The sequence below is a fragment of the Pullulanibacillus camelliae genome, assembly GCF_014642655.1.
Taxonomy (GTDB): domain Bacteria; phylum Bacillota; class Bacilli; order Bacillales; family Sporolactobacillaceae; genus Pullulanibacillus; species Pullulanibacillus camelliae.
Genome location: NZ_BMIR01000018.1, coordinates 74706 through 86439, shown reverse-complemented (window position 1 = coordinate 86439; position 11734 = coordinate 74706). Strand labels below are relative to the sequence as shown.

At 39.5% G+C, this 11734-nt stretch carries 11 protein-coding genes; 2 read left to right on the top strand and 9 right to left on the bottom strand.

What is annotated here, in order from left to right:
* Positions 1-238 precede the first annotated feature (238 nt).
* Complete coding sequence (locus IEW82_RS15750) at positions 239-832, top strand: TetR/AcrR family transcriptional regulator (protein ID WP_188696619.1); 594 nt, start codon at positions 239-241, stop codon at positions 830-832.
* 114 nt (positions 833-946) lie between these two features.
* Here the strand turns inward: IEW82_RS15750 and IEW82_RS15745 are convergent, their stop codons facing one another.
* Positions 947-1633, bottom strand: a complete 687-nt coding sequence (locus IEW82_RS15745; RefSeq protein WP_188696615.1) for a hypothetical protein — start codon at positions 1631-1633, stop codon at positions 947-949.
* Between the two features lie 418 nt (positions 1634-2051).
* On the opposite strand from IEW82_RS15745, the gene IEW82_RS15740 reads away from it, so the two are divergent.
* The gene (locus IEW82_RS15740; protein WP_188696612.1) at positions 2052-2945 is read left to right on the top strand and encodes a fructose bisphosphate aldolase; all 894 of its coding nucleotides are present in this window, start codon (positions 2052-2054) and stop codon (positions 2943-2945) included.
* A 227-nt stretch (positions 2946-3172) separates the two neighbouring features.
* Here the strand turns inward: IEW82_RS15740 and IEW82_RS15735 are convergent, their stop codons facing one another.
* From IEW82_RS15735 to IEW82_RS15700, 8 genes are all read right to left on the bottom strand, one after another.
* Positions 3173-4570, bottom strand: a complete 1398-nt coding sequence (locus tag IEW82_RS15735) for an NAD-dependent malic enzyme (protein WP_188696609.1) — start codon at positions 4568-4570, stop codon at positions 3173-3175.
* 563 nt (positions 4571-5133) lie between these two features.
* Positions 5134-5337 (bottom strand): hypothetical protein, encoded by a 204-nt coding sequence (locus tag IEW82_RS15730; RefSeq protein WP_188696606.1) that lies wholly within the window; start codon positions 5335-5337, stop codon positions 5134-5136.
* 123 nt (positions 5338-5460) lie between these two features.
* Positions 5461-6309, bottom strand: a complete 849-nt coding sequence (locus IEW82_RS20090) for an SEC-C domain-containing protein (RefSeq protein WP_229672689.1) — start codon at positions 6307-6309, stop codon at positions 5461-5463.
* A 156-nt stretch (positions 6310-6465) separates the two neighbouring features.
* Entirely contained in the window at positions 6466-7413 is a 948-nt protein-coding gene (locus tag IEW82_RS15720) for an aldo/keto reductase family protein (RefSeq protein ID WP_188696605.1), read from the bottom strand.
* Between the two features lie 100 nt (positions 7414-7513).
* Positions 7514-8173, bottom strand: a complete 660-nt coding sequence (locus IEW82_RS15715; RefSeq protein ID WP_188696601.1) for a type 1 glutamine amidotransferase domain-containing protein — start codon at positions 8171-8173, stop codon at positions 7514-7516.
* A 40-nt stretch (positions 8174-8213) separates the two neighbouring features.
* Positions 8214-9251: an NADH:flavin oxidoreductase/NADH oxidase gene (locus IEW82_RS15710; protein ID WP_188696597.1), complete on the bottom strand. Its 1038-nt coding sequence runs from the start codon at positions 9249-9251 to the stop codon at positions 8214-8216.
* 293 nt (positions 9252-9544) lie between these two features.
* Positions 9545-9973 (bottom strand): MarR family winged helix-turn-helix transcriptional regulator, encoded by a 429-nt coding sequence (locus IEW82_RS15705; protein ID WP_188696594.1) that lies wholly within the window; start codon positions 9971-9973, stop codon positions 9545-9547.
* Between the two features lie 382 nt (positions 9974-10355).
* Complete coding sequence (locus IEW82_RS15700; RefSeq protein ID WP_188696591.1) at positions 10356-11594, bottom strand: glucosaminidase domain-containing protein; 1239 nt, start codon at positions 11592-11594, stop codon at positions 10356-10358.
* Positions 11595-11734: the final 140 nt, after the last annotated feature.

Sequence of the window (11734 nt, the reverse complement as noted above, 5' to 3'; positions counted from 1 at the left end):
GGGAACCAAGCGAAGACATTCGCGCGGTAGCTGGAAAAGCGTACAAATTTAGAGTGCCAGAAATACTGGGATGAATAGGGTACCGAGAAAAGTTTGACACAAACCCATATAAGCAGCTGATTTGGCATATACAACATATGTTGTATAATTAAACCTAAAGTGCCTCTTACCTCTCCATTGAAACTTGTACAAAATATGAGATAAAGAGCACTATGTCTAAAAAAGAAAGGAAAACATAATGACTGAGGCCAAATTAGACCCACGAATTGTGCGTACCCGTCAATTAATTATGAACGCCTTTGAGGAACTGGCGAAGAAAAAGGACTTTAGTAAAATTACTATTAAAGATATTACAACAAAAGCGACTGTAAACAGAGCTACCTTTTATTATCACTTTAAGGATAAATATGATTTGGCGGATTATATGTTAAAAACCGCTATCTCAAGAGATGTGATTGATCCATTACCTGATTATGATAAAATCAATGAAGACATTGTGACACGAATTTTTCTCAGTATCACACATTTCTTAAGCTCACTGCACAAAGAATGTGCAAGAAGCTATGAAGCTTTTGGTACAACCATTGAAGGGATCATGAAAAAAGAATTAGAAACCATGTTTTATCGCATCTTACTCAAAAAATATAATGAGGATCATAAGGATTCTATAAGAATTGCAGCGGCCATGTTCAGCTGGGAAGTCTATGGCGCAGCAGTTGACTGGAAAAATAATAGTCAGCTCTCACCAGAGGAATATTTAAAGATCGCGATGCCCTGTTTCAACCAAAGCATGGCGATTTCAGACAAGCAAGTCGAAAACACGACGCTATGAACAGAACTATAGGGAGCATATTTTGCCCCCTTACAACTGTTCATCCTCTATATGTACATTGAACAATCTCACCCTTCATTCATACCCAATAGGTCATACTTTAAAACCTTACATTTATAAATTTCTCGATACCCATATTTGAAGAGGGCCTAGTGAAGACCATCCAGCGCGGCGGGCTTCATGTAATGCTTCGCTATGCTCATATCCGACCAAAGGAGTGTCTGGAAATATAACTGACAATTCCTTCACTATATCCGTCCACAGATTATCACTTGTAACACCGCTTGAAAAGACATTGGAAACCCCAATAACACCCGCACCAGCATTAGCTATAAACCCTTCGATCCCTTCTTTTTTCTCACGAAGGAAAAACTTTATCTCCGGTCTCTTTAACAAGCTTGGTTTTAAACTATTTGTTGAGCCTTGGAGTGCAGTCCATTTGCTCAATTCAGTTTCTGCAGCGATTATCTGCCACTGTAAAGGCTCCGTAGACTCCCTTTCAGAAAGTGGCTCATGATAAATCCATTCCGCTTCTAATAGGACCTTAAAGCCCATAGCCGATAAATTTAGTGTCGCAAAGCTATCCTTGATCGATCCAACCTTTCTATTATTAATAAATCCCCAAACATCATTTTCAGTCACATGGCTATTTTTCGTTATGAGATCTGGATAAAATGCAGGCGCCTTAGATAGCGTGCCCCATAAGTTTTCCGTGGCTGTCTGTTTTATTTCATGTGTATCGCAAACAAAACTGCACCAACTTATATTATTTAATACTGCCTTTTGAAGACGTTGGTTCAATTCAATTCCTTCTTTCAATGCTTAATCTAAAATATGAAAAAGAATGGGTTCTCACTCTTGTTTTTCCAGAAATGATGAGAGAAATAACGGCAACAAGTCTATTATATTGACCCTTTCCCTCTATGCCCTTTGTTAAAATCCAATATATTGCTTTTTAAATATATACCGTCCGGTTCGTACTGAAGCGTTTTGCTTTCATCCATCCTTTTCGACTTTTCTCTCATTATTATCATACAGTAACTCTCTCTATGCTCCATATAACATGTTTTTATTGACTTTGGGGAAGGATTTAAACAGAACATTAAAATTGGAAAAGAAAGATATGTTATCCAATTGCTTTAATTCTTCAACCAACTAGTGCTACAATTACTATAGGCGGTATTCTCAGTACATAATAACCTTTAAAGGAGTGGAAAAGATGCAACAAGACCAATTGAACAAAATGAAGAATGGAAAAGGCTTTATTGCTGCGCTAGACCAAAGTGGAGGAAGCACACCCAAAGCACTCGCCAATTATGGTGTCTCTGAAGAGGCGTATTCAAATGAAGAGGAAATGTTTGACCTTGTCCACCAAATGCGGACAAGAATAATAACCTCTCCTGCCTTTGATTCTAATTATATTCTTGGTGCAATTCTCTTTGAACAAACGATGGATAGCAAAATTGAGGGCATGTATACCGCTGACTATTTGGCTGAGAAAAAAGGGATTGTTCCCTTTTTAAAAGTAGATAAAGGTCTAGCAGAACTTTCAAATGGTGTACAATTGATGAAGCCGATCCCTGACTTAGATGAGACACTTAAACGTGCTAATGAACGCCATATTTTTGGGACAAAAATGCGCTCAGTTATAAAAGAAGCCAATCCAAGCAGCATCAAAGCTGTTGTCGATCAACAATTTAAACTAGGGAAGCAAATTATAGCCGCGGGTCTCGTTCCAATCATTGAGCCAGAAGTCGATATCCATAGCCAGGATAAAGAAAAATCTGAAGTGATTTTAAAAGAAGAGTTGCTTAATCACCTTAATGCATTATCAGAAACAGACCATGTGATGCTCAAACTAACGATTCCAACAGTGGCAAACACATACAAAGAACTAACAGAACACCCACGCGTGGTGCGTGTCGTTGCACTCTCGGGCGGTTATTCCCGTGAAGAAGCGAATGAGAAGCTAAAAGAAAATGAAGGCATTATTGCTAGTTTCTCAAGAGCATTAAGCAATGACCTTAATGTCAGCCAATCTGACGAAGAATTTAATAAAACACTTGAAGAAGCAGTAAAATCTATTTATGATGCTTCAGTCAATAAAAAATGAGGGTGAGACAAAATGAAAAGAGATTACCCTCATACCGAACGATAAGATTTTAAAGAAGCTAAGGAAAACAAAAGCATAGTCAAAATACGGAGACTCCAGCGGAGAACGAAGTAATTTGACGGAGCGCTTCATGATGTATCAAGAAGTCGAACGCATGCCTTCAAAAATGTGCATGCGTTCGACTTCTTTGTGTGCTAAATGTTTCTGTCCCAGTCCCATTCATTCATTTATCTAAAATCTGGTGGGATCCGACGGGCCACGCCTGTTAAAATGGCCGTTTCAATGACAGCATCCCTTACCTTTTCTACAACGTGTTCATTAAAAATACTTGGGATGATGTATTGTTCATTTAATTCTTTATCCGTGACAACCGATGCAATGGCACGAGCAGCAGCCAGTTTCATCGGCTCATTGATCAGACTGGCCCGGCAGTCTAAAGCCCCGCGATAGATCCCAGGGAAGACGAGTACATTATTGATTTGGTTCGGATAATCACTCCGACCAGTGGCAAACACCCGAACATGCTTCAAAGCTTCTTCTGGTGCAATTTCAGGGTTCGGATTCGCCATGGCAAACACAATAGGATCGGCAGCCATTTTCTCAACATCTTCGCCGTTCAATAGTCCAGCTCTTGATACACCAATGAAGACGTCGGCATCTTGGATGACCTCTTTCAAAGTCCCTGGCTGACTTTCTACTTGCTCTTGTTCGGCCAACCATTGCCACATTGGATAAGAATACTCACCACCATGTATAATCGCTCCCTCAAAATCCACAGGTACGAGACGCTTAACACCCGCACTAAGAAGCATTTTACAAATGGCCACACCCGCTGCACCAATCCCATTGACAACAACGCGGATATCTTCAATGTTTTTCCCGACGACCTTTAAGGCATTTAAAAGCCCAGCAATAACGACCACTGCTGTTCCATGCTGATCATCGTGGAAAACAGGAATATCTAATTCTTTAGTCAAACGCTCCTCGATTTCAAAGCAGCGTGGTGAACTAATATCCTCAAGGTTAATCCCTCCAAATATGGGGGCAATATTTTTGATCGTTCGAATGATTTCTTCTGTATCCTGGGTATCCAAACAAATTGGAAAAGCGTCAACATCCCCTAATTGCTTAAAGAGCATCGCCTTTCCTTCCATAACAGGAGCGGAAGCTAATGCACCGATATCTCCAAGACCCAGTACCGCACTACCGTCGCTGATAACCGCAACTGTATTTCTTTTAATGGTCAAAGAGTAAGCCTTGCGCTCATCTTCGTGAATGGCTGAACAAACTCTGGCAACACCAGGTGTATACACGCGAGACAAATCATCCCTATTTTTTATCGGAATTTTAGATTCAACCGATACTTTTCCACCTAAGTGAGAGAGAAAGGTTCGATCAGACACATTGATAACTTTAATGCCACTCATCGCTTTCAGATTTTCAACAACCTGTTGTTCTTCGCTATCTCCAACCTCAATGGTAATGTCACGGACAGATGAATCTCCACTAGAAGAAATCACATCAATGGAGATAATATCCCCACCTGCTTTTCCAATGACAGAAGCCACCTCACCAAATGACACATGAGTGAGTTCTACCCGGGCTATTAAACTATTGTAAGCCATGCTTTTGTTCTCTCCCTTTCTGCAACGTTCATAGACATCATCTTATTGTATGGGTCTACTATTAAGGACAATGTCCACCTATAAGATATTCTCTATCAAGTGAGAGAATTCCTTCTTTGTGTAACCCCTTCCAAAGGTAAGGGCAATTAAATGGAACAATCCTCATATAGAACCCACTTCATTTTAACAGATTTAATACGCTTCGTTTAGTTTTTTGATTTAAAATTATTTTAAAAATCTGTAAAACTGAGATATCCAGCAAGGCTTCAACATTTAAAATGATGCTGCATTTATGACGATTGAGTCTTCAAAGGATCCTAGAATTCTCACGCACTGAAAAACTGGCTAGTGTATTGAAACAAAGAGATTTAACGGTTCCTTTAAGCTGCTCCTAAAGAAATTTAGGCCATTTCTGCGAAGTGCCTGCAGTGAAACCCATCAGTCAAGCTTCTATTGTTTCATTTAAAAAAAGGGATTTTTCTGCGCCCTATGTTTTTCCAGCTTTTCCTATAGTGTCTTTAAGCACTTAAGTATACCTTGCTTCTCCTTCGTGTATGGCAGAATCAATCTATTATAGGTGCCAAGCTTGCCGTCACAACTAGCAATACATCCTGCATCATCTCTTCCACTGAACGCCCTTGAGAATCTCGGCTCCATTGTATGGCTGTCCCAAATATGCCCCAACTGATAACGCGCGCTGTGGTTTTCACAACCTCTTGAGAGATCGTAATCGTCGTTTCGCTCTCTAACGGCCACCTAAACAACAATGCGTAGGTGACCATCCAACTTTTGTAATTCTCTTTTTATAAAAAGCTATGCTTATTGTAACGATAAATCGATTTTCCAAGCAGCGTATTCATAGAAAACAAACTATTTATACAATATGAAAATTACCGGACCCCAATGGCCTTGTACAAATAGGATTGAGCTGCAGATGGAAAAACACGATCGAGCGTTAAGATTTCCCATGCATCAAGTTGGATTTGCTTGATGACACCCATAAAAATTGTGCCGATTTGTACGTCATTCGTCGCCAATTTAGAGAGATAAACGTTAAACGTTTGCTTCGTCAAAAGCGATTTGCACGTCATCCATTCATCCGCCTTATCGATGACTTCAAATACACCTTCTGATACTTGTTTCGTCCCGACTTGCTCGAATAATGCTTCACGGCGAAGATCTTCATAGCCATTGAGAAAGGGCGTCTCTACCTGACCACGATATAATTCTAACACGCGTACAGCTCCGAGAAGCGCTTCTTCATGGCACTGTTCAATTTCCTTGACCCAGTCTTCACACTGTAACATTACCTCTTCATTGTCCTTAAGCCACTGCACAAAATTTAAAATCGTTTTATAAAAGGTTTTGGCTTGAGCCTGAGTCTGTTCATAAGCTAAATCTAAATAGGAGAAAGTCAGCAGTTTTTCCCAAATCTCTCTATTAAAGTCCTGCCAAGAAGAGAGGTGTTCATTTTCTATAAACTCAACAAACAAATAGAGTGTATCATGAAGCGCCTTGCTTTCTTCTGTCGATAGCGTATTGTGCGCTTTAAAAAAGGCAACAATCTCCTTACCATAGAATGAGGTAAGTGTTTGCGGACGCAAACCAAGTTTTTTATAAAGAAGAATCTCTTTCTCATTGATTTGACTTGAGCGATCAGTATCTAATGATGCTTTACTAAGACAGCATTGCTTATATTTTTTTCCACTCCCACAAGGGCATGGATCATTGCGTTTCACTTTCAAAGATAGCTTCCCTTTCTCTATTAAACTTTGTCTCTCTTTATTCTATCATGTTGTGGGTTCTTTAAAAAATGGTTTGTATCATCGGGGCTACTCAATCATTAGAAATTAAAAATACCTGTCCAAAATTGGACAGGTATGGGGCGGCATCAATTATTTTAGAATATCTTCTATGGCGTTGATCGTTTCATCAGAAAGTTTAATGCCTGACGCTTTGGCGTTCTCTTCTATTTGATGAGGCTTGCTTGCGCCGACCAAGGCACTGGCAACTCCTGGCTGCCGTAGAATCCAAGCAATAGCTAATTGTGATAAAGAAAGATCAAGTCCTTTTGCCATATCACCTAACTTTTCAACTTTAGCCAAAACATCATCCTCTAAAAAGGCATTCATAAACATATTAGATGACGGGTCCGTTGCTCGGCTTCCTTCTGGTAACGCTTGTCCGCGCTTATATTTCCCGGTTAGAACCCCTTGAGCTAGTGGAGAAAAAACAATTTGGCTGATGCCATTTTTTTCACTTGTTGGCAGGACGTCTTGTTCAATATAACGATGGAACATATTGTATTGTGGTTGATTGACAACGATGCGATCTAATAAATAACGATCTGCTGTACCTAGGCCTTCTACAATTTGCGCTGCTGTCCATTCACTGACACCAACGTATAGCACCTTGCCTTGACGCACCATATCATCAATCGTGCGCAATGTTTCATCGACAGGAGTTTCTGGATCATAACGGTGGCAATAGTAGATGTCTACATAATCCATTTTCAAACGCTTCAAACTGGCATGTAATTGCTCAAAAACATGCTTTCTAGATAACCCGCGATCATTAGGGCCTTCTCCCATCGGCCAAAAGACCTTTGTCGCTAGCACGAATGACTCGCGCGGATACTTTGCCAAAGCTTCACCGACGATTTTTTCGGCCTCTCCTAATGCATACATATTCGCTGTGTCAAAGGAATTAATACCCAAGTCATAGGCTTTATCAATAACCTTTGTCGCCGTGTCTTTTTCTGTGGAATTCCCATAAGTCAACCAGCTACCTAAACTGATCTCACTGACCTTCAGTCCTGTTCTTCCAAGTTTACGATATTCCATGTTCAATGCCTCCAAATCAAAAATTTTTTAATTGCTATCGTTGCTTATGTAGTGTAAGGGGAAACAAATAAGAAATGTTTCCCCTTTTATCCAATGGTTTTTATGCTTCTTCTAAAGCCTCTACAACTTTTTCAGCAGTACTTTGACTGGATTGTGGGTTTTGCCCAGTGATTAAATGACCATCTCTTACGGAATGATCAGTCCAATTATCACCTGCTACGAAGTCAGCACCTTTTTCACGTAATTTTGTTTCTAAAAGGAAAGGCATATGTTGATCCAATTGCATTTCTTTTTCTTCAGAATCAGTGAAAGCAGACACTTTTTTACCTTTGACTAGCGGCGTGCCATCTTTGTAAGTGACATTCACTAAACCAGCTGGCCCGTGGCAGACTGATCCAATGACCTTATTCTCTTCAGCAAATTGCTGCAAAACATACAGGAGTGTTGCATTATTAGGGAAATCAAACATTGTGCCATGACCCCCAGGGAGGAAAATCGCATCAAAGCCATGAGCGTCCTCTTCAGATAGCTTAGCTGTATTCTTTAATTCAGCCTCAGCTTCTTTCCATTCGGGTCTTTCTTCGATACTACTGGGGTCTAAAGCAACTTCTCCCCCCTGAATACTTGTTACTTTCACAGCATATCCTTTATCCTTAAATACCAAGTAAGGAACCGCAAATTCCTCTAACCAGAGTCCTGTTTTATGATCATCTGTAATCGTGGTGTGATTGGTAACCACCATCAATACCTTTTTAGTCATGTCCATTCCCTCCTGATGTCATTTGAAAACCTAAAGTCGATTATTTTCCTACTTTTGGAAAGCTGACTTGATATTGTTGTGGCACTGTTGTTTCTTTATTAAGTTTTGCTGCTGCTTCTAATGTCCAATACGGATTTCTTAGCATACCTCTTCCAACAGCAACAAGATCTGCATCTTCATTACCAATAACAGCATTGGCTAAAATAGGCTCGTCTAATCGTCCAACGGCAATCACTGGAACATCCAATTGATGTTTAATTTCATGTGCTAATGGCACTTGATAAGCAGCATGAGTCCCTGGTCTGCCATGGGCAGCAATTTGACCTTCACCGCCAGCGCTGACGTGGAACATATCTACGCCTGCTTCTTTGTATTCTCTAGAAAAGGCAATGCTTTCTTTGATGCCATATCCACCATCGACATATTCCTTACCAGATATGCGCATAATGAGCGGCATATCGGCCGGCATTTCACTTTTCGCTGCACGAATGACTTCCTTGCCAAATTTAGCTAAATCCTGACCATATTCGTCGGTTCGTTTATTCGTATAGGCAGATTGGAATTCATGAATGAGATAGCCATGAGCACCATGAAGTTCAATGACGTCAACACCAGCCTTTACAGCACGTGCCACAGCGCGACGGAATTTCTCTACCATTTCTTCAATCTCGTCTATAGTAAGTGCTCTTGGGGTTTTGGAATTTTCATCAAAAGGAATCGCTGATGGCGCTACTGGTTCAGCCGCATCCTCTGCTTTACGACCGGCATGAGCGATTTGAATGCCAACTTTAGCACCATGCTTATGACAGGCCTCAATAATACGAGCTAATGCTGGGATGTGTTCATCTGACCACAAGCCCAAATCATAATCCGTAATGCGACCATCGGGATCAACATCCGTCATTTCAATGATAATTAAGCTCGCTCCACCGATCGCTCTGCTCACATAATGTGTATAATGCCAATCATTGGCAATCCCATCTTTATTAGTAACAGAGTATTGACACATTGGCGGCATAACCACACGGTTCCTTAGCTCTAAACTCTTTATCTTATAAGGTGTAAATAAATGTTCCATCAAGCACTCTCCTCTTTATATACAGCTAATGATTAGATTACCCTTAATTTGCACACCTATTAAATGTATGCACATGCATAGAATAAACGATAATGAAATCTAACGTCAAACAAAAGAACCTATCCCTACCATAAAAGGGGTTACAGATAAAGAAACTTATTAAAGTATGAAAAATAGCTGAATGGAATGAAAGATTTCAAGTCACGTTTATCCCCCTATAAATGACTGGGACAAAATAAATAAAGCTGACCCTGTATTGCTGTAAGACAGTCTGTAGTGATGGCATAAAGTCATTATTTTTTATCTATTAACAAGGCCTTAAGCCCCACTTGAATGTCTTTTTCTTCTAATGTGTTTTCCAGGGTGACCTGGAAAACATCTAAGGCTCTATTTAATTTTTCCTCACCGATTTCAGTAATGGATGTATAGATATTCCGACGATCCTCTAGACAAATTTCTCTTTTCAATGCCCCGCATCCTTTGGCTTCAAAGCGAGCGACAAGTCTAGACATCGCACTTTGGCTTAGACCCACCATCTTCTGTAATTGTTGCAATTTCAACTTTTTTTCAGGAGTCTCGGATAAAAATAATAGGACATAGAATTCTTTTAGAGTTAAGCCAGCCGAGTGTTGCATAGCAATTTCAAGCTCATTGGTGATCACTTTATAAGCATTTGTTAAAGAAAGCCACCGTGAAACCGATCCATTATCTTTGTGTTCCATTATTACGTCACCACCTATAATACATACACTTATTATAACTGATGAAAGCAATACCCTTAAAATTTAAGATCAATAACCTTTAAATAAAGAAAGCTGGGCTTGCACCGCTTGGATAGTTACTCCCGATGTGATTTTTGCCAATCACACACTTATACTCTCTTCCTTTATGAGCATCAGCGAAGTTATAAATGCTGATAGTATAAAAAAATTCTCTCAATCCATGAAGCCACTGAAAAGTTCCCTTTTTTTATTTTTATCCTGCACAAGGAAGGCTCGGGTCTGGATGACGATGGTGTATATTTTAGCTTTCGGTGGTTTTTCAGTGGCCCCAACCCATAGAGAGGATTTTTACAGCCCTTTTGCAAAGGTATTCTTTACAAACTTAAAAGCTTCCACTATCATATTTCGCCAATCCATAGTCTTTAATAATAGTTAATAGTTTATTAGCATAGGTTGGATCGGTTGAATATCCGCCACTTTGAATGCCAAAGGCATATTCATCAAGGCTATGTGCATTTCTCAAATAGTTTTGGTATCTTGACATCTGTAAAACCTTGGCATGGTCCACCATGCTTTGATAATAGGTATCATACTTTTTAAAGCCAGCTGTAATCGTAATAGTTTGACCGTTCACCACTTCATTGGTGCTTATATTCAATGTTCCTGCTGGGCCCTGACCTTTAATCCCAAACAAGTTTTTTCCTTCAGTGGCAAGAGTGGAAAGCTGTCCACCACTTTCCAATATGATTTGAGCGATGGTAATTGCAGCAGGGATACCCGTACTGTTTTCAAGCTGTTGCGCAGGGTCAACAAATTGCCTGATTTCGCTTGGGATATTGGAATTCTGAAGTAACTTCCTTTCCCATTCCTTTAGTTCAGCGCGATGTGTCTCTTCTTGTTTTTTATAATAAGCCGCTAATTGTTGTTTGGATGTGATCGTTGATTGAATCTGATTTCCCTCATCCTTAAGCTGCTTTAAATAAGCCTGTTCACTAGCTTTCTTATTATCAAGCGATGCCTGTAATTGTTTGAGATTTTGCAGATCATTATTTAATTTATTGAGACTGGTTTTAAGCTCATCTTGATTTTTCTCTAGTTTCTTTTTGTCATTTATTTGTTCATCAAGAATATCGTGATCATGCTTTTCCATTTGACTGATAAAATAAATCCGGCTGATAAGGTCACCAAAGTCCTTGGAATCAAAAAGCAATTCTAAATACTTATTCGTTCCGCTATGAATATATGTCGCACGTATTCGATTAGTAATATATTTTTTACGTTGTTCCATTTTCTGTTGTAGCTTTTTTATATTTTCCTTTAAAGTCTGAACTTTTTTCTGTGTATTAGCAATACCGGTTTGTTTAACGCGAATTTTATCATTATAATTTTCAATTTGTGCACCAAGCGCTTGAACCTTCTCAACAGTATTTGATTGTTGATTCTTGTTAACATTTAAATCCGCTTTTTTATTTTGCAAATCATTCAAGGTTTTTTGTCGATTCTTAATATCCTGATTTATTTTGTCCTTCAATTCACTCCCATTGTTGGCTGCCGCAACAGGTGTTTCTGTTAGAAAAATCAGCATGAAAACAACTAGACAAAATCCCAATAATGGCTTCATTCCTACGTTACCTCCGTTATATACTCTCGCTATTAGTTCTCTTATCAATAGGTGAATGCCATAAGGACTATTTCGTGAAATGCCCATATCACTATGGATCAAATCGCTCCATATGACCTTCATCAGAAAATTCACCAGCA